21 protein-coding genes and 1 pseudogene are annotated in these 16,220 nt (G+C 58.8%); 12 read left to right on the top strand and 10 right to left on the bottom strand.

The window, feature by feature from the left end; translation table 11 throughout:
* Positions 1-6: 6 nt before the first annotated feature.
* Positions 7-312 (top strand): HigA family addiction module antitoxin, encoded by a 306-nt coding sequence (locus tag FHL07_RS08870; protein ID WP_138738388.1) that lies wholly within the window; start codon positions 7-9, stop codon positions 310-312.
* Position 313: 1 nt separating this feature from the next.
* Here FHL07_RS08870 and FHL07_RS08865 read toward each other — a convergent pair whose 3' ends face one another.
* Both FHL07_RS08865 and FHL07_RS08860 read right to left on the bottom strand, forming a co-directional pair.
* The gene (locus FHL07_RS08865) at positions 314-742 is read right to left on the bottom strand and encodes a bleomycin resistance protein (RefSeq protein ID WP_095017856.1); all 429 of its coding nucleotides are present in this window, start codon (positions 740-742) and stop codon (positions 314-316) included.
* A 46-nt stretch (positions 743-788) separates the two neighbouring features.
* The gene (locus FHL07_RS08860; protein WP_094999743.1) at positions 789-1,049 is read right to left on the bottom strand and encodes an accessory factor UbiK family protein; all 261 of its coding nucleotides are present in this window, start codon (positions 1,047-1,049) and stop codon (positions 789-791) included.
* A gap of 416 nt (positions 1,050-1,465) precedes the next feature.
* On the opposite strand from FHL07_RS08860, the gene glnK reads away from it, so the two are divergent.
* The 3 genes from glnK (at position 1,466) to sutA (ending at position 3,984) form a co-directional block, all read left to right on the top strand.
* Positions 1,466-1,804 carry a P-II family nitrogen regulator gene (gene glnK / locus FHL07_RS08855; protein WP_002555808.1) on the top strand — a complete coding sequence of 113 codons (339 nt, stop codon included), beginning with the start codon at positions 1,466-1,468 and terminating at the stop codon, positions 1,802-1,804.
* Between the two features lie 33 nt (positions 1,805-1,837).
* Positions 1,838-3,175: an ammonium transporter gene (locus FHL07_RS08850; protein ID WP_094999744.1), complete on the top strand. Its 1,338-nt coding sequence runs from the start codon at positions 1,838-1,840 to the stop codon at positions 3,173-3,175.
* Positions 3,176-3,657: 482 nt separating this feature from the next.
* Positions 3,658-3,984 carry a transcriptional regulator SutA gene (sutA, locus tag FHL07_RS08845; protein WP_094999745.1) on the top strand — a complete coding sequence of 109 codons (327 nt, stop codon included), beginning with the start codon at positions 3,658-3,660 and terminating at the stop codon, positions 3,982-3,984.
* Between the two features lie 168 nt (positions 3,985-4,152).
* Here sutA and FHL07_RS08840 read toward each other — a convergent pair whose 3' ends face one another.
* Genes FHL07_RS08840 through lptM form a run of 6 tightly spaced genes read right to left on the bottom strand, consistent with a single transcriptional unit; the run spans position 4,153 to position 8,710 of the window.
* Entirely contained in the window at positions 4,153-4,839 is a 687-nt protein-coding gene (locus FHL07_RS08840; RefSeq protein WP_094999746.1) for an HAD family hydrolase, read from the bottom strand.
* Complete coding sequence (gene xerC, locus FHL07_RS08835) at positions 4,836-5,732, bottom strand: tyrosine recombinase XerC (RefSeq protein WP_094999747.1); 897 nt, start codon at positions 5,730-5,732, stop codon at positions 4,836-4,838. The genes FHL07_RS08840 and xerC overlap by 4 nt, the downstream gene beginning before the upstream one ends.
* Positions 5,733-6,449: a DUF484 family protein gene (locus FHL07_RS08830; RefSeq protein ID WP_094999748.1), complete on the bottom strand. Its 717-nt coding sequence runs from the start codon at positions 6,447-6,449 to the stop codon at positions 5,733-5,735.
* Between the two features lie 13 nt (positions 6,450-6,462).
* Positions 6,463-7,293: a diaminopimelate epimerase gene (gene dapF / locus FHL07_RS08825; protein WP_094999749.1), complete on the bottom strand. Its 831-nt coding sequence runs from the start codon at positions 7,291-7,293 to the stop codon at positions 6,463-6,465.
* Positions 7,294-7,297: 4 nt separating this feature from the next.
* On the bottom strand, positions 7,298-8,545 hold the full coding sequence (gene lysA, locus FHL07_RS08820) for a diaminopimelate decarboxylase (protein ID WP_094999750.1): 1,248 nt from the start codon (positions 8,543-8,545) through the stop codon (positions 7,298-7,300).
* 9 nt (positions 8,546-8,554) lie between these two features.
* Positions 8,555-8,710, bottom strand: coding sequence for an LPS translocon maturation chaperone LptM (gene lptM / locus FHL07_RS08815; RefSeq protein WP_019828266.1), 156 nt, complete (start codon positions 8,708-8,710; stop codon positions 8,555-8,557).
* A gap of 203 nt (positions 8,711-8,913) precedes the next feature.
* On the opposite strand from lptM, the gene cyaY reads away from it, so the two are divergent.
* The 3 genes from cyaY to rnk all read left to right on the top strand — a co-directional run bounded on the left by cyaY (position 8,914) and on the right by rnk (position 10,167).
* Positions 8,914-9,246, top strand: coding sequence for an iron donor protein CyaY (gene cyaY / locus FHL07_RS08810; RefSeq protein WP_094999751.1), 333 nt, complete (start codon positions 8,914-8,916; stop codon positions 9,244-9,246).
* The gene (locus FHL07_RS08805; protein ID WP_153326713.1) at positions 9,243-9,461 is read left to right on the top strand and encodes a DUF1289 domain-containing protein; all 219 of its coding nucleotides are present in this window, start codon (positions 9,243-9,245) and stop codon (positions 9,459-9,461) included. The genes cyaY and FHL07_RS08805 overlap by 4 nt, the downstream gene beginning before the upstream one ends.
* Positions 9,462-9,753: 292 nt before the next feature.
* On the top strand, positions 9,754-10,167 hold the full coding sequence (rnk, locus tag FHL07_RS08800) for a nucleoside diphosphate kinase regulator (protein WP_019828269.1): 414 nt from the start codon (positions 9,754-9,756) through the stop codon (positions 10,165-10,167).
* A gap of 23 nt (positions 10,168-10,190) precedes the next feature.
* Here rnk and FHL07_RS08795 read toward each other — a convergent pair.
* Together FHL07_RS08795 and FHL07_RS08790 are read right to left on the bottom strand one after the other, a co-directional pair.
* Positions 10,191-11,432: pseudogene (locus FHL07_RS08795) on the bottom strand (class I adenylate cyclase); the annotation flags it as partial.
* A gap of 36 nt (positions 11,433-11,468) precedes the next feature.
* Complete coding sequence (locus tag FHL07_RS08790; protein WP_094999754.1) at positions 11,469-11,717, bottom strand: TIGR02647 family protein; 249 nt, start codon at positions 11,715-11,717, stop codon at positions 11,469-11,471.
* 430 nt (positions 11,718-12,147) lie between these two features.
* Here FHL07_RS08790 and oscA point away from each other — a divergent pair, with 430 nt between their 5' ends.
* The 5 genes from oscA (at position 12,148) to FHL07_RS08765 (ending at position 16,188) form a co-directional block, all read left to right on the top strand.
* Positions 12,148-12,330 (top strand): sulfur starvation response protein OscA, encoded by a 183-nt coding sequence (gene oscA, locus FHL07_RS08785; RefSeq protein ID WP_016782652.1) that lies wholly within the window; start codon positions 12,148-12,150, stop codon positions 12,328-12,330.
* A gap of 65 nt (positions 12,331-12,395) precedes the next feature.
* Positions 12,396-13,409 carry a sulfate ABC transporter substrate-binding protein gene (locus FHL07_RS08780; RefSeq protein ID WP_095017852.1) on the top strand — a complete coding sequence of 338 codons (1,014 nt, stop codon included), beginning with the start codon at positions 12,396-12,398 and terminating at the stop codon, positions 13,407-13,409.
* A 90-nt stretch (positions 13,410-13,499) separates the two neighbouring features.
* The gene (gene cysT / locus FHL07_RS08775) at positions 13,500-14,318 is read left to right on the top strand and encodes a sulfate ABC transporter permease subunit CysT (RefSeq protein WP_095017851.1); all 819 of its coding nucleotides are present in this window, start codon (positions 13,500-13,502) and stop codon (positions 14,316-14,318) included.
* Between the two features lie 13 nt (positions 14,319-14,331).
* A complete protein-coding gene (cysW, locus tag FHL07_RS08770) occupies positions 14,332-15,204 on the top strand; it encodes a sulfate ABC transporter permease subunit CysW (RefSeq protein WP_094999757.1) in 873 nt (290 codons plus the stop codon).
* 3 nt (positions 15,205-15,207) lie between these two features.
* Entirely contained in the window at positions 15,208-16,188 is a 981-nt protein-coding gene (locus FHL07_RS08765) for a sulfate/molybdate ABC transporter ATP-binding protein (RefSeq protein WP_094999758.1), read from the top strand.
* Positions 16,189-16,220: the final 32 nt, after the last annotated feature.

Below are 16,220 nucleotides of genomic sequence, written 5' to 3'. Positions count from 1 at the left end.
GTCATCATGATCAAAAATGGCATGCGCCCGGTTCACCCGGGTGAAGTTCTCAAGGAAGAATACCTTGAGCCCCTGAGCCTCTCGTCTGCTGCTTTGGCCAGGGCGCTGGGGGTGTCCGCGCCGACGGTCAACGATATCGTGCTGCAGCGCCGTGGCGTCAGTGCCGATATGGCAGTGCGCCTGTCAATTTGCCTGGCAACCACCCCGGAGTTCTGGCTTAACCTGCAAACCACTTACGACCTGCGCACGGTAGAAATCGACCGCGGTGCAGCGATTCGCGAACAGGTGCAACCCATTCACCACTGCGCCTGACTCACTGCTCCAGCGCTCGGGTCCCCAGATCCTCGGCAAAGCGCAACAAATAGCCATCGGGGTCGAGCACCAAAAAGTTGCACTCGCCAAACAGCACTTCATTGCTGCGGTACCAGCGTTCTTCCAGGGGTTTGCGCAGGGTGTGGCCAGCGGCTTGCAGGCGCTCGATCAGGCAATCGGCATCCGGGCATTTGATCGACAGGTTCATGCCCCGGCCGAACGGCTGCTCCAGCGGGCCGACCCGCCAGGAAGACTCTTCGAGGTCGTCCTGTTCCAGCATCAACTGGCTGCCATGGAATGACAGAAACGCAAAAAGATGCTCGGGCCGTTGGTACTCGATCTTGAAACCGAGCACTTCACAGTAAAAATGCAGACTGCGCGAAAGGTCCGAGACGATCATCTCGGGCACTAGCGGGTTCATCACCAGCATATAAAAACATCCTTGTTAATACAGGCGAATGCACCGCCTTTGAGCGTTATTCGCTCGGCGGCAACAGCCTTGCTTCCATTTCGGCCACTTTGGCCTCCAGGCTTTCGAGGCGAGCACGGGTGCGCGCCAAAACCACCATCTGGCTGTCGAACTCTTCGCGGCTCACCAGATCAAGCTTGCTGAAACCGCTTTGCAGCAAGGCTTTGAACTGGCTTTCGATTTCATTGCGCGGCAGCGCGGTTTCGCCACTGAACAAGCGGGAGGCATGGCCGCCAAGGGCGTCGAGAAAATCTTTGGGCGCGAGCATGGATAAGGTCCTTAAAACTGATGGTGACGAGTGTATCACGGGGTGTAGGCCCCCATTGGCGGGGGCTTTCTGCACATTTTTCGCGCACCACCCCCGCAAGCTGCGCACCATCATCGAGCACAAATACCCCGAGAAATCAGGCCAAAAGCCATCAACTTCCTCTAAATCGCTGTAATTATTGATTTTTCCAGACATGGCAAGGTTTCTGCTAAGACCAACATGACTCATGCACTGATGCAGTAGCTGTGACGAAGGCAGTGCGGCAGGTGGTTCAAGGAGTGTTTTCGTCACCAGCGATTTACACACGTTGTACAGCCTGAAGAAGGCTGACGATGCGTTACAAAGCCAGACACTGCGCTTAGACTTGAGCCGGGTTTGTTTTCCTGGGGCAAGTCCACCAATTCGGGAGAAGTTTCATGAAGCTAGTCACCGCCATTATCAAGCCGTTCAAGTTGGATGACGTGCGCGAGTCGCTGTCTGAGATCGGCGTACAAGGCATTACCGTTACTGAGGTCAAAGGCTTCGGCCGTCAGAAGGGCCATACCGAGCTGTATCGCGGTGCGGAATATGTGGTCGATTTTCTGCCAAAGGTGAAGATTGATGTCGCCATTGACGACAAGGATCTTGATCGGGTTATCGAAGCGATCACCAAGGCTGCCAACACCGGCAAGATTGGTGACGGCAAGATTTTCGTAGTCAATCTGGAACAGGCTATTCGCATCCGTACCGGCGAAACCGATACCGACGCAATCTAAGCCGCCAAACCCAACGCCCCAGGAGAAAACACTATGACTCTGCGTAAAATCGCAGGGCTCGGAGCCCTGTTGTCCGTCGTAATGCCTGGCCTGGCCATGGCGGCAGACGGAGTGGCTGCTCCAGTCCTCAACTCCGGCGACACCGCCTGGATGCTGACTGCTACAGCCTTGGTGCTGTTTATGACCATTCCCGGCCTGGCGCTGTTCTACGGCGGCATGGTGCGCTCCAAAAACATTCTTTCCGTGATGATGCAGTGCTTCGCCATTACCGGTCTGATCAGCATTCTGTGGGTCATTTACGGCTACAGCATCACGTTCGACACCACGGGCATGGAGCAGGGCGTCACCAACTTCAATTCCTTTATCGGCGGGTTTGGCAAAGCATTCCTGGCGGGTGTAACGCCTGAAAGCCTGACCTCATCCACCGCGCTGTTCCCGGAAGCCGTGTTCATCACCTTCCAGATGACCTTCGCCATCATCACCCCGGCGCTGATCGTCGGTGCCTTTGCAGAGCGCATGAAATTCTCCGCCATGCTGATCTTCATGGGCGTGTGGTTCACCCTGGTGTACGCACCGATTGCGCACATGGTGTGGAGCGGCAACGGCGGCCTGCTGTGGGACTGGGGCGTACTCGACTTTGCGGGCGGCACTGTGGTGCATATCAACGCCGGTATCGCCGGCCTGGTAGCGTGCATCGTGCTCGGCAAGCGCAAAGGCTACCCAAGCACCCCGATGGCGCCACACAACCTGGGTTACACCCTGGTGGGCGCTGCCATGCTGTGGATCGGCTGGTTCGGCTTCAACGCAGGCTCTGCAGCGGCCGCCAACGGTACTGCCGGCATGGCCATGCTGGTGACCCAGATCGCCACCGCAGCCGCAGCCCTGGGCTGGATGTTTGCCGAGTGGATTACCCATGGCAAACCTAGCGCACTGGGCATCGCCTCGGGCGTGGTAGCAGGCCTGGTGGCAATCACCCCGGCTGCCGGCACCGTAGGCCCGATGGGCTCGGTGGTGATCGGCTTGTCGGCTGGCGTGATCTGCTTCTTCTGCGCCACCAGCCTCAAGCGCAAGCTGGGCTACGATGACTCGCTGGATGCGTTCGGTGTGCACGGTATCGGCGGTATCGTCGGTGCAATCCTCACCGGCGTGTTTGCAGCCCCGGCACTGGGCGGCTTCGGCACCGTGACCGACATCGCAGCGCAAGTCTGGATCCAGTTCAAGGGCGTAGCCTTCACTGTGGTCTACACCGCGATCGTCACCTTCATCATCCTCAAGGTACTGGATGCCGTGATGGGGCTGCGCGTGACAGAAGAGGAAGAGGCTGTGGGCCTCGACCTGGCTCAGCACAACGAGCGTGGTTACAACCTGTAAGGTTCCCTCTATAAAAAAACCCGGCGTGCCGGGTTTTTTTTTGCCGGTAATAAGGCGATATTCGGTGCTATGAAATGATTTCCCCTACAGGTTATTGGGGTTGCGAAGTTCTACGCTTGTTTATGCGACCCGTGCTTGCGACACAACTCGACTATTAGCCGCTTTGCTTTTTTCTTCAGCACGCTAGAATGCGCGCCGAGGGCAGAAAACAATGCTCGAGTACGACGAAGGCGAGGATGATCTCCCGACGCTTTCAAGGCCCGTGATCCGAGTGCTGGAGCATTCGGCACAGGGCGCCTGGCGAGGTGTTAATTCAGGCGGATGCCGTAATGATGGTGGTATTCGCCAAACCCTCTTCACCTTACAACGATGAAGAGGCGTAAGCCGCGGTTTGCCCAAGGCTACTTTTTCACCAGCGGTGGTCGACAGTCGCCACAGCTGGTCTATAACTAATCTGCTATACGTATGTCATGGGGTAGAACATGAGCGACGACGATCTGGAAAACGATGACCTCGAAGTAGGCGAAGACGACGATACCGAAGAGGGCCTGGAAACGGCCGCCGAGGATGTTGCAGACGACGATGGTGGCGATGATGCGCCGGCCCCTGCGGCCAAAGGCAAGTCAAAGGCCGCTGTGTCGGTTGATGACCTGCCGAGCGTAGAAGCCAAAAACAAGGAGCGTGATGCTCTGGCCCGCGCCATGGAAGAGTTTTTGTCCAAGGGCGGCAAGGTGCAGGAAGTTGAGGCCAATGTGGTGGCTGACCCGCCCAAAAAGCCTGACAACAAGTACGGCAGCCGTCCTATCTAAGGATAAGGACCGCTTGCATGCTTGAAGAAAAAACCCGCCGTCGCTGCGGGTTTTTTTGTGGGCGTTGGAAAACTTCACATCCCTGTGGCGCGGGCTTATCGTGATTGCAACATTCCGGTTTGTCTGGCGACCGCGGTGCCTGCATCGCGAGCAAGCCCGCTCCCACAGTTACAAGTGCTTCAACACCAGCGGCAACTCGCTCAAACAGCCAATTTCCGCATCGGGAGCCTTGTCCCCGTCCCAGTGCTTGCCGCCGGGGTTGAACCACACTGCACGCAGGCCTGCCAATTGCGCTCCGGCAATATCGTCACCGGGGTGATCGCCCACATGCACCGCCGCCCCTGCTGCCACGCCACCGCGCGCCAGCGCTTCGTGAAACAGGCGCGCGTCCGGTTTGGCAATGCCAATGTCTTCAGCGCACAACACAAACTTGAAGTGATGGCCCAAACCTATTCTTCGCACATCGGCGTTACCGTTGGTCACCACACCCAGGGCGTAATCCCGTGCCAGCACCATCAGGGTCGGCTCGGCCTGGGGGAATACGTCCAGGGCGTGACGCGCCTCAATAAACACCTCAAAGGCATCATCGGCCAAAGACGCAGCGTTGGCGTAACCCGCACCGTGCAGTGCATGAAACAGAATGCGCCGACGCAGGGCACTGATCCGGTGCTTGAGCTGCGGCTCCTCACTCAATACCCGCTCGCGAATTGCCTGGAAATGCCCGGCCTCAACAGCGCCCAATTTTGGTGCGTTATCCGTCAGCCAGTTACGCAACACGGCTTCAGCGCTGACGATCACCGGGGCGGTGTCCCACAGAGTGTCGTCGAGGTCGAAGGTAATCAGCTCAATCGTCATTCACTGTCCTTACTGCGTTTGGCCCTTGGATGGGCGCTGTCGTAGACCGATGCCAGATGCTGGAAATCCAGATGAGTATAAATTTGCGTGGTTTTGATGTCCGCATGCCCGAGCAACTCTTGCACGGCACGCAAGTCCTGGGAGGACTCCAGCAGATGGCTGGCAAATGAATGGCGCAGCATGTGCGGGTGCAGATTCTGTCCCAGCTCACGCTCACCGGCAGCCTTGACCCGCATTTGAATTGCCCTTGGCCCAAGGCGCGTACCACGCTGGCTGACGAATACGGCGTCGTCCTTGGGGTTGGCCAGCAACCGCACTGCCAGCCAGGCCTGAAGCGCCTCCCGGGCCTTCTTGCCGACGGGCAGCACGCGGGTCTTGCTGCCTTTGCCGAGCACTTCGACCAGCCCGTCAGCCAGATCCAGCTGTTCCAGATTTAGCCCGGTCAGCTCCGACAAGCGCAGGCCCGACGAGTAAAACAGCTCCAGAATGGCCTGATCGCGTTGGGCCAGAAAATCGTCCTCGACACCACCCTCCAGCAATTGCAGGGCGCGATCGGTATCCAGGGTCTTGGGCAGGCGACGTTCGCCTTTTGGCGGGGCCAGGCCGTTTGCCGGATCGTGGTCGCACAGGCCTTCTCGATTGAGGTAGTGATAAAGCCCGCGTACCGCCGACAGCAGACGGGCAATACTGCGCGAGGACTGCCCTTGCTGATGCAGACGCGACACCAGTTGGCGCATGCGCTGGATATCCAGTGCCGCCCAGCTGGGGATTGATTCCTTGGCGCAAAACGCCAGCACCTTGTTCAGGTCGCGGCGGTAGGCCTCAAGCGTATGGGGGGACACCTGGCGCTCACTGCGCAGGTGAATGCAGTAAGCGTCCAGTTGCCGTTCCATCTAGCGCACCGAGCGCAGCGCGTTGGTAAAGCGCGGCAGCACCCGGCCCAGCACTTCGGCGATATAGCCGAGGAACAGCGTGCCCACCGAGCTTTTGTAGTGCTGCGGATCGCGACTGGCAATCGCCAATACACCGTGCAACCCCAGATGATTAAGGGCTACCACGGCCGTGGAACCGATTTGCTTGCGCTGCTCTTCGCCAAACAGGAAGTCCAGCTCGTGCTCGCGCAAGCTGCCGCTGACGGTCTTGCCTTCAGTCAACAAGCCACCCAGCGCCCGTTGCGCATCGGCGCTGCTGACCCAACGGCCGACCGGCATCGGGTTGTCACCAAACAGCACCAGGCTGACAAAGGGCACCTGGAAGTCCTGGCGCAGGCTGTCTTCGACGGCAATCACCAGCTCTTCGAGGCTGGTGGCGTCCATCAGGGCCAGGTTCAGGCGACGGGTTTTTTCGAACAGACGGTCGTTGTCACGGGCCACGTCCATCAGTTGCGACAAGCGATGACGCATCTCGATATTGCGACTGCGCAGCAGCTCCAGTTGACGTTCCACCAGCGAAATGGTGTCGCCACGCTGATGCGGAATGCGCAGCGACAGCAACAGCTCTTCGCGCTGGCTGAAGAAATCCGGATGCTCCTGCAGATACGCTGCAACCGTTGCGGCTTGCGAGTTATCCACAGGTACGTCGAGTGCTGCTGGCTGCGTCTTGTCGGTCATCGGTTGCGCTCGCTCATAAACGGACTTGTCCTTCGTAAACACGCATGGCCGGGCCGGTCATGATCACAGAGTGGCCAGGGCCTGCCCATTCGATGGACAACCGGCCACCAGGCAGATCGAGGATCAGCGGTGAGTCCATCCAGCCCTGGCTGATGGCTGCCACGGCCGCTGCACAGGCGCCGGTGCCGCAGGCCTGGGTTTCCCCGGCGCCGCGTTCCCAGACGCGCAGTTGCCCGCGCTGACGATCTATCACGTGCAGAAAACCGACATTGACCCGTGCGGGAAAGCGCGGATGGTGTTCAATTTTGGGGCCCAGTTCATGCACCGGTGCAGCGTTGATATCGTCTACGCGCAGCACCGCATGGGGGTTGCCCATCGAAACGGCAGCCAACTCGACGGTCTGGCCATCGACATCCAGCTCATAGCTCAACGCCTGGGCGTCGGCCACAAACGGGATATCTGCCGGAACCAGGCGCGGCGGCCCCATGTCGACGCTGATTTGCCCATCGCTGCGCACGTTCAGTTCGATAATGCCGCTCTTGGTTTCGACCTTGATCTGGCGCTTGGTGGTCAGGCGCTTGTCGAGCACGAAGCGCGCAAAGCAGCGCGCCCCGTTGCCGCATTGCTCCACTTCGGAACCGTCGGAGTTGAAGATCCGGTAACGGAAGTCCACCTCCGGGTTACTCGGTGCTTCAACGATCAATAGCTGATCAAAGCCGACACCCGTGTGCCTGTCACCCCATTGCTTGGCATGCTTGGGCAGGATGTGCGCGTGCTGGCTGACCAGGTCGAGAACCATGAAATCATTGCCCAGGCCGTGCATTTTGGTAAAACGCAGCAACATGGGTTTACTCCGGCAGCAGGCTTTCGCCAGCAAACAACTCGGCAACGGTCTCGCGACGACGCACTTCAAACGCCTGATCGCCATCCACCAGTACTTCGGCGGCGCGGCCACGGGTGTTGTAGTTCGAGCTCATGACAAAACCATAGGCACCGGCCGAATGCACGGCCAGCAAATCACCTTCGGCCAGCGCCAGCTGGCGGTCCTTGGCCAGGAAGTCACCGGTTTCGCAGATCGGGCCGACGATGTCGTAGGCGCGGGCTTCGCTGTCACGCGGGCGAACTGCAGTCACGTCCATCCAGGCCTGGTACAGGGCCGGGCGGATCAGATCGTTCATCGCCGCATCGACGATGGCGAAATCCTTGTGCTCGGTGTGCTTGAGGTACTCGACCTGAGTCAGCAGCACGCCAGCATTGGCCACGATGTAACGACCCGGCTCGAACACCAGCGCCAGGTCACGCCCGTCGAGGCGCTCACGCACGGCCTTGATGTAATCACCGGCCAGTGGCGGCTCTTCATCGCGGTAACGCACGCCCAGGCCGCCACCGAGGTCGATATGGCGCAGGTAGATGCCGCAATCGCCCAGTCGGTCGATCAGTGCCAGCAGGCGGTCGAGAGCGTCGATGAACGGTTCGAGGGTGGTCAGTTGGGAGCCGATATGGCAATCGACACCGACCACTTCCAGGTTCGGCAATTGAGCGGCACGGATGTAGACATCTTCGGCGTCAGCGATGGCGATGCCGAACTTGTTTTCTTTCAGACCGGTGGAGATGTACGGGTGGGTTCCCGCATCGACGTCCGGGTTGACCCGCAGCGAAATCGGGGCGCGAACGCCCATTTCGGCGGCCACCACCTGCAAGCGCTCAAGCTCTTCGGTGGACTCGACGTTGAAACAGTGCACGCCCACTTCCAGAGCGCGACGCATGTCATCGCGGGTTTTGCCGACACCGGAAAACACGATCTTGTCAGCCGTGCCGCCAGCGGCCAGAACACGCTCCAGCTCGCCACGGGACACGATGTCAAAACCGGCGCCCAGACGCGCCAGGACATTGAGCACGCCCAGGTTGGAGTTGGCCTTGACCGCGAAGCACACCAGGTGCGGCATGCCGTTCAGGGCATCGGCGAAAGCGTTGTACTGCGCCTCGATGTGTGCCCGGGAATAAACATACGTCGGCGTGCCAAAACGCTCGGCAATGGCCGTCAGCGCAACACCTTCGGCGAACAGCTCGCCGTCCCGGTAATTAAAAGCGTCCATGGTGTTCCCTTATTGGTGCTTGTGCGATTGCGATTGCGACGACTTCGCTTGGTCTTCAGGGGATTTGCTGTCATCGGGAAGATACAGCGGTCCTTTTTGACCACAGGCAGAAACAAGGCAGGCGACCGCGACGAGCGCAGCAATAGAAGAGATCAGGCGCTTCATGGCGAAATCCTTTGAAAAGCATTAATTGCGCCCGAGTATACCGAGCACCCACCAGCTTGCCTATGCAGCAGAGCGGCCGAGCGTTACGTCCTGTGTGGATGATCAGTGGTCGCGGGCAGATGGCTGTTATGGGGTTTGCAATCGGCCTGGAGCGCCCGTATCTTGCGAGCTCCGAGCATGACTAGATATTACGAGGTTCCACCATGAGTTTGACTGAAGCCCGTTTTCACGATCTGGTCGATGCCACCCAGGAAAATCTGGAAGACATCTTTGATGACTCTGATCTGGATGTAGATGTAGAGAATTCCGCCGGCATCCTGACAATCAAGTTCGAGAATGGCAAAGCCCTGATCTTCAGCCGTCAGGCGCCGCTGCTGCAGCTCTGGCTGGCGGCCCCCAGCGGCGGTTTTCACTTCGACTACGATGAAAAACGCAGTTCGTGGAAGTGCGATAAAAGCGACGAGCTGCTCAGCGAAATGGTTCAGCGCCTGACACTGGAACACGCAGGCGCCGAGCTGGAATTTGAAGAGATCTGACAGTGACCGCTTCTGCTAAACCTGCAAAACCGCTCTACAGTAACGTCAGTCCGGCAGTGCCGTCCCCCTGCATCAGCACCTGCCGGCTGGATGAGCACAAAGTCTGCCTGGGCTGTTTTCGCCACGTTGAAGATATTCGCGAGTGGCGCTCGGCAGACGACCAGCGGCGCCGGGTGATTTGTGAACAGGCCCAATTGCGGCAGCGGCTCCCGTAGCAGCTGCCGCAGGCTGCGTTCGATTGCGTAGCAATCGCAAAACCTGAGCCCTTTGTTCAACTGACACACCGCAGAGCCTGACTTTACGACGACTGCGTCGCCGAACGCAGCCTGCGGCAGCTGCTACGGATAATCGTCGTACGCAATCAGGGGGCAGTGTCCCCCCTGCTTGTGTATTTATTTTGCTGTGGTAGTGTCCGGGTTCGCCTCGCACTAACGAGGTTCGTCAAAACCCCGCCATATTCCGGCGGGGTTTTGCTTTTTCGTGCAGAAAAAAGGAGTCTGCCAGGTCATGAGCACACCAACCCCACTCATCCTCACCCGCCTGGACGTACAGCGTCTGGAGCAATTGATCGACAGCTTGCCAGAAACGACTCCTGGCATTGAGGCACTGCAAGCCGAGCTCGATCGCGCCGAAACCATCGTTGGCCACGAAGAAGTGCCTGCCGGCGTCGTGACCATGAATTCCCGTGTGCATTGTCGCGAAGAAAGCAGTGGCAAGGACTACCGCCTGACGCTGGTATACCCAAAAGACGCCAACGCCGACGAAGGCAAGATTTCGATTCTGGCCCCTGTGGGCAGCGCGTTGCTGGGGCTGCAAGTTGGCCAGCACATCAACTGGCCTGCTCCCGGTGGCAAGACCCTCAAGCTGGAACTGCTTGAAGTGGAATACCAGCCAAAAGCAGCAAGCGATTTCAGCGCTTAAGACCTTCCGGATCAGTCATGTCACAGCGCAGGCGTTTGCTCGTCACGGGCAAACTGACGCAAAGACCGGTAGCTGACGCTCAGCTCCCGGGCCAGGGCCCGACGCTCATGACTGACCTGCTGCGCCTGCCATTGCGAGCGATTGTCGAGCATTGCCAGGTGCTGCTCATCCCAGCCCCATTCGCGGGTCAGGCGCTTGAGTAACCGCCGCTGCCACAACATGCCTGCCTCGCCATTGCTCAACTCGTGGCCGACCTTCAGGTAGAGGCTGCGGCGAACCAGTTCCAGTCGCTGCAACTCACCCCGGCCCTCCAGGTAACGCTCAATACGTCGGTAAACCACCACGTAGGGGTCCATCTCATCCAGGTCCAGTTGATTGGCGTACACCCTCTGTTTGAACCCCAGGCTCAGGCAGCTCACCTGCGGGTGCTCGCTGGCGTACACCTCAATCAGCAGCAGCTTGAGCAGCGACTTGTAGGGCGCCTCAATGCCCTTGAGCAATTGCCACAGCCCGGCGCCCAGAAACTCGCCGGGGGCAATATGGGCCAGGTGGCCAAGATCAATGGTTTCGTCAGGGTCGATTACCCCTGTTTCCAGTAGCCCACAGGCGAATTCAGCGTACCGCGCTTCCTCATGCACCGGCACCCACCACCACATCGGTGTGCGCCCGGCGAGCCAGATGGCGGTGCGATAAAACTCATCGAGCAGCAACCTCTGTCGTGGCTCGTCGCCCTCGTCGTTGCGCAATTGTGCATCGATCAAAAAGAAGTGTGCTTCACAGCCCTGGCTCGTCGCCCAGGCTTCCAGGCGTCGGCATTTTTTGCGCAAGGCCGACACGGCGGCATCATTCAAGTCCGGAGCGAGGCAGACCCACACGTCCATATCGCTTTGCGCGGTCTGGGCCAATGTGCCGAGGCTGCCCATCAAAAAAAGCCCATGGATCGGTTGTGACTGGCAAGCGCTGCCCATGCTGCAAGAAAAGTCGTGAACCAGATGTCGGGCAGAGGCGAGGGCGAGTGCGTCAGGTTTATAACCCGACACCCCGGCGGGAGTGCAGTCAGACACATAACCGGGCAAGAGCGGGTGATTGATATGAAAGAGCAGCGCCAACAGGTTCAGTAGCGCTTGTTGGCGAGGGGCCAGCCCCTCTACCGCTCGGGCCAGGCGACCCTGATTGACGCGCAAAAAGCGCCCACGCAACTGCTGGAGAACCTGTCGCTCAGTTCTCTGGTTCAGTGCGGGCGGAGATAAGTGTGCCCGCGGAATCATTAATCGTTCAGATCCCGAGGGCGGGGCGTGGCGTCAGGCAACTTCTTTGGATTCAACAAGAATCGACAGCAGTACTTGGACACTTTCGGCAGCATCACGTCCCAGGCTTGTCAGATAGCCACCATCGGGTTGATCGATCAGTTTTTTCTCGAACAGGCGCTGCGCCGCGGCGACTTTTTCTGGCGCGGCATGTTGATGAATCTTCAGGCCCTCAAGGGTACTTTCCAAGTCAAACAGTGCAAGGACTTCCAGTTCGGCAACCAACTCAGGGGTAAACGACATAAAGACTCCAGACTATGCAGGAAAAGACGACAGCCGCTCTAAGGTGATCCCACTTGTGCTGACTGTCCAGCAACAGTTCCCACCTTTGCAAAACATCCTGTCGTTATAAGGCAGTTGGAGTGTAGTCGCGTCCCACTTTGCCGCTGGGAAATTCGTAGCAGCTGCCGAAGGAACGAGGCTGCGTCCGGCCGCGCCGCGGTCGTAAAACCGAGCCCTGCGCTGTGTCAGAAAAATATCGCGCGCAGTATTTACGGTCGCTTCGCAACCGGACGCAGCCTTCGGCAGCTGCTACACATGGTGCTCAAGCGCCTGTTTTGAGCTTTCAGTTATATAAACATTCTTAAATAGTATTTTTAAGAATATCTACACCTCACTACTATTGCCCCTACGCCAGCACCTCACTCGGCACCCATTTTTCAGGAGCAGCACCATGAGCGCATCTCTGCGTAGCGTTGACGGCCAGGACGAAGCAACCATCCTGCGGGAAATCCAGAGCGCGCTGCGAGACCTGCGCTTTGGTGCTGTGGAAATCACTGTGCATAACGCGCAAGTGGTGCAGATCGAACGCAAAGAGAAATTCCGCCTGCAAAACCCGAGTCAGAAAAACGCCTGAATCGTTCAAGCGCATTCACCTGAGTGCGCTCAATAAAAATTAAAAAATGCTTTGGAGCCTCACCTATGTCCCTACGCCGTTACGCTTTGGCCGCGCTGGCCAGTGCCATTTTTGCTGGCTCCGCTGTAGCCAAAGATTACGAGTTGTTGAACGTTTCCTACGATCCAACCCGCGAGCTGTACCAGGATTACAACACTGAGTTCACCCAGTTCTGGAAAGCCAGCCACCCGGGTGACAACGTCAAAATCCAGCAATCCCACGGCGGCTCGGGCAAACAGGCCCGCGGCGTGGTCGACGGCCTGCGCGCTGACGTGGTAACCCTGGCCCTGGCCGGTGACATCGACGAAATCGCCAGGCTGAACAAGGGCTCGCTGCCGGAAAACTGGCAAACCCGCCTGCCGGACGCCAGCACCCCGTACACCTCGACCATCGTGTTCCTGGTGCGCAAGGGCAACCCTAAAGGCATCAAGGACTGGGGCGACCTGACCAAGGACGGCGTATCGGTCATTACCCCGAACCCTAAAACCAGCGGCGGCGCGCGCTGGAACTTCCTTGCAGCCTACGCTTACGGCCTGAAAGCCAACGGCGGCAACGAAGAAAAAGCCAAAGAATATGTAAAGACTCTGTTCAAACATGTGCCCGTACTGGACACCGGCGCCCGGGGTTCGACCATCACCTTCGTCAACAACGGTCAGGGTGATGTGTTGCTGGCCTGGGAAAACGAAGCATTCCTGGCACTCAAGGAGGATGGCGGTACCGATAAATTCGACATCGTCGTACCTTCCCTGTCGATCCTGGCTGAGCCGCCAGTGGCTGTAGTCGACAAAAACGCCGATAAAAAGGGCAATGCCGAAATCGCCAAAGCCTACCTCGAACACCTGTACAGCCCGGCCGGCCAGGAAATTGCTGCAAAAAATTTCTACCGCCCGCGTGACGCAGCAATCGCTGCCAAGTACGCACAGCAGTTTCCGAAACTGGAGCTTGTGACTATCGACAAAGACTTCGGTGGCTGGAAAACTGCGCAGCCGAAATTTTTCAATGACGGTGGTGTGTTCGACCAGATCTACCAGGCGCAGTAACCTGTGGGGTGGGGCCTTTGGCCTCGCTGAAAGCTAGAACATAGAGCCCGCGACCGAGTTGCGGGCTTCGTGCGTTAACCAAGGACTCTTATGTCTCGTCGTATCTCCCCCGTCATACCCGGCTTCGGGCTGACACTGGGCTACACCTTGGTGTACCTCAGTCTGATTGTGCTGATCCCGCTGGCTGCGATGTTCGTGCATGCCGCCCAACTGACCTGGGACCAGTTCTGGGCCATTATCACTGCCCCCCGGGTGCTGGCCGCCCTGCAACTGAGCTTTGGCACCGCCTTTGTCGCCGCCATTATCAACGGCGTGATCGGCACCGTGCTGGCCTGGGTGCTGGTGCGCTATACCTTCCCCGGACGCAAGGTCATCGATGCCATGATCGACCTGCCGTTTGCCCTGCCGACTGCCGTGGCCGGTATCGCCCTGACAGCCCTGTACGCCCCCAACGGCTGGATCGGCCAGTTCGCCAACGACCTGGGTTTCAAGATTGCCTACACCCCGATGGGCATCACCCTGGCACTGACGTTCGTCACGCTGCCGTTTGTGGTGCGCACCGTGCAGCCAGTGCTGGCCGATATCCCCCGTGAAATCGAAGAAGCCGCTGCCTGCCTGGGCGCCAAGCCCCTGCAAGTGTTCCGCTACATCCTGGTGCCAGCCTTGCTGCCCGCCTGGTTGACCGGTTTTGCCCTGGCCTTTGCCCGCGGTGTGGGCGAGTACGGCTCGGTGATTTTTATCGCGGGTAACATGCCGTTCAAAACCGAAATCCTGCCGCTGCTGATCATGGTCAAGCTGGACCAGTACGACTACACCGGCGCCACGGCCATTGGCGTGATGATGCTGGTGGTTTCCTTCATTTTGCTGCTGATCATCAATTTGATTCAGCGTCGCATCGAAAAACCGTGAAGGAGGCCTGACCATGTCCAGCTCAACACAGAGCGCTTCATCCGTGGCCAATGCCGCCCGCCGTGGCAGCCCGCTGTCGCGGCGCCTGCTGATCGGCTTCGGCTGGTTGTTTTTCACCCTGTTCCTGCTGCTGCCGCTGCTGATTGTGGTGTCCCAGGGTTTGAAAATGGGGGTCGGTACTTTTTTCGACGCCATCCTCGAACCCGACGCCCTGTCGGCCCTCAAGCTGACCATTATCGCCGTGGTGATTTCGGTGCCACTGAACGTGGTCTTCGGCGTCAGCGCGGCCTGGTGCGTGAGCAAGTACAGCTTTCGCGGCAAGAGCATCCTGGTCACCCTGATCGACCTGCCGTTTTCGGTCTCACCGGTGATCGCCGGTCTGGTCTACGTGCTGATGTTTGGCGCGCAGGGCTTTCTCGGTCCGTGGTTGCAGGACCACGACATCCAGATCGTATTCGCCTTGCCGGGTATCGTGCTGGCCACCATCTTCGTGACCGTGCCCTTTGTGGCCCGGGAACTGATCCCGCTGATGCAGGAGCAGGGCACTCAGGAAGAGGAGGCCGCACGCCTGCTGGGCGCCAACGGCTGGCAAATGTTCTGGCACGTGACCGTACCCAACATCAAATGGGGCCTGATCTACGGCGTGGTGCTGTGTACTGCGCGGGCGATGGGTGAGTTCGGTGCGGTGTCGGTGGTTTCCGGGCACATTCGCGGGGTGACCAACACCCTGCCGCTGCACGTCGAGATTCTCTACAACGAATACAACCACGTTGCCGCCTTCGCCGTGGCCACCCTGTTGCTGATCCTGGCGCTCTTCATCCTGCTGCTCAAGCAGTGGAGCGAATCCCGTATTAACCGCCTGCGCGCCAGCGCCGCGGAGGAATAAACCATGTCGATCGAAGTCCGTAACGTCAGCAAGAACTTCAATGCCTTCAAGGCCCTGAACAGCATCAATCTGGACATTCATAGCGGTGAGCTGGTGGCCCTGCTCGGCCCGTCGGGCTGCGGCAAGACCACTTTGCTGCGCATTATCGCCGGCCTCGAAACCCCGGACGAAGGCAACATCGTGTTCCACGGTGAAGACGTCTCTGGGCACGATGTGCGTGATCGCAACGTCGGTTTTGTGTTCCAGCATTACGCCTTGTTCCGCCATATGACGGTGTTCGATAACGTGGCTTTCGGCCTGCGCATGAAGCCGAAAAAGGAACGCCCGAGCGAAACCCGCATCGCTGAAAAAGTCCACGAGTTGCTGAACATGGTGCAGCTGGACTGGTTGTCGGATCGCTACCCTGAGCAGCTGTCAGGCGGTCAGCGTCAGCGTATCGCCCTGGCCCGTGCCCTTGCGGTAGAACCCAAGGTACTGCTGCTGGACGAGCCGTTTGGTGCGTTGGACGCCAAGGTGCGCAAAGAACTGCGCCGCTGGCTGGCGCGCCTGCACGAAGATATCAACCTGACCTCCGTGTTCGTGACCCATGACCAGGAAGAAGCGATGGAAGTCGCCGACCGTATCGTGGTGATGAACAAGGGTGTAATCGAGCAGATCGGCTCACCGGGCGAAGTTTATGAAAACCCGGCCAGCGACTTTGTGTATCACTTCCTGGGTGACTCCAACCGCCTGCATATCGGTGAGGACCAGCATGTGCTGTTCCGTCCGCATGAAGTGTCACTGTCGCGTCACGAGATCGAAGACCATCATGCTGCAGAGGTGCGTGACATTCGCCCATTGGGTGCAACCACCCGGGTGACATTGAAGGTTGAAGGGCAGAGCGAGTTGATCGAAGTGGAAGTGGTCAAGGACCATGACAGCCTGACCGATCTGGCGCGCGGCGAGACGTTGTTCTTCAAGCCCAAGGTGTGGCAGAAGGCTTAAAAGCACGAGCGCCCTCACCCCAACCCTCTCCC

This window comes from Pseudomonas sp. FSL W7-0098, from assembly GCF_005930585.1.
Classification (GTDB): domain Bacteria; phylum Pseudomonadota; class Gammaproteobacteria; order Pseudomonadales; family Pseudomonadaceae; genus Aquipseudomonas; species Aquipseudomonas bubulae.
This window is presented reverse-complemented; position numbering and strand designations above follow the sequence as displayed.

What these genes read in the sequence shown, in the direction of transcription:
- cysW (WP_094999757.1), top strand. Translation starts at nt 14,332, where the DNA reads ATGTCCAGCTCAACACAGAGCGCTTCATCCGTGGCCAATGCCGCCCGC.
- FHL07_RS08830 (WP_094999748.1), bottom strand. Translation starts at nt 6,449, where the DNA reads ATGACCGACAAGACGCAGCCAGCAGCACTCGACGTACCTGTGGATAAC.
- FHL07_RS08850 (WP_094999744.1), top strand. Translation starts at nt 1,838, where the DNA reads ATGACTCTGCGTAAAATCGCAGGGCTCGGAGCCCTGTTGTCCGTCGTA.
- FHL07_RS08865 (WP_095017856.1), bottom strand. Translation starts at nt 742, where the DNA reads ATGCTGGTGATGAACCCGCTAGTGCCCGAGATGATCGTCTCGGACCTT.
- FHL07_RS08790 (WP_094999754.1), bottom strand. Translation starts at nt 11,717, where the DNA reads ATGTCGTTTACCCCTGAGTTGGTTGCCGAACTGGAAGTCCTTGCACTG.
- cysT (WP_095017851.1), top strand. Translation starts at nt 13,500, where the DNA reads ATGTCTCGTCGTATCTCCCCCGTCATACCCGGCTTCGGGCTGACACTG.
- FHL07_RS08870 (WP_138738388.1), top strand. Translation starts at nt 7, where the DNA reads ATGATCAAAAATGGCATGCGCCCGGTTCACCCGGGTGAAGTTCTCAAG.
- FHL07_RS08840 (WP_094999746.1), bottom strand. Translation starts at nt 4,839, where the DNA reads ATGACGATTGAGCTGATTACCTTCGACCTCGACGACACTCTGTGGGAC.
- FHL07_RS08780 (WP_095017852.1), top strand. Translation starts at nt 12,396, where the DNA reads ATGTCCCTACGCCGTTACGCTTTGGCCGCGCTGGCCAGTGCCATTTTT.
- xerC (WP_094999747.1), bottom strand. Translation starts at nt 5,732, where the DNA reads ATGGAACGGCAACTGGACGCTTACTGCATTCACCTGCGCAGTGAGCGC.
- lysA (WP_094999750.1), bottom strand. Translation starts at nt 8,545, where the DNA reads ATGGACGCTTTTAATTACCGGGACGGCGAGCTGTTCGCCGAAGGTGTT.
- FHL07_RS08765 (WP_094999758.1), top strand. Translation starts at nt 15,208, where the DNA reads ATGTCGATCGAAGTCCGTAACGTCAGCAAGAACTTCAATGCCTTCAAG.
- FHL07_RS08860 (WP_094999743.1), bottom strand. Translation starts at nt 1,049, where the DNA reads ATGCTCGCGCCCAAAGATTTTCTCGACGCCCTTGGCGGCCATGCCTCC.
- glnK (WP_002555808.1), top strand. Translation starts at nt 1,466, where the DNA reads ATGAAGCTAGTCACCGCCATTATCAAGCCGTTCAAGTTGGATGACGTG.
- dapF (WP_094999749.1), bottom strand. Translation starts at nt 7,293, where the DNA reads ATGTTGCTGCGTTTTACCAAAATGCACGGCCTGGGCAATGATTTCATG.
- lptM (WP_019828266.1), bottom strand. Translation starts at nt 8,710, where the DNA reads ATGAAGCGCCTGATCTCTTCTATTGCTGCGCTCGTCGCGGTCGCCTGC.
- sutA (WP_094999745.1), top strand. Translation starts at nt 3,658, where the DNA reads ATGAGCGACGACGATCTGGAAAACGATGACCTCGAAGTAGGCGAAGAC.
- oscA (WP_016782652.1), top strand. Translation starts at nt 12,148, where the DNA reads ATGAGCGCATCTCTGCGTAGCGTTGACGGCCAGGACGAAGCAACCATC.
- rnk (WP_019828269.1), top strand. Translation starts at nt 9,754, where the DNA reads ATGAGCACACCAACCCCACTCATCCTCACCCGCCTGGACGTACAGCGT.
- cyaY (WP_094999751.1), top strand. Translation starts at nt 8,914, where the DNA reads ATGAGTTTGACTGAAGCCCGTTTTCACGATCTGGTCGATGCCACCCAG.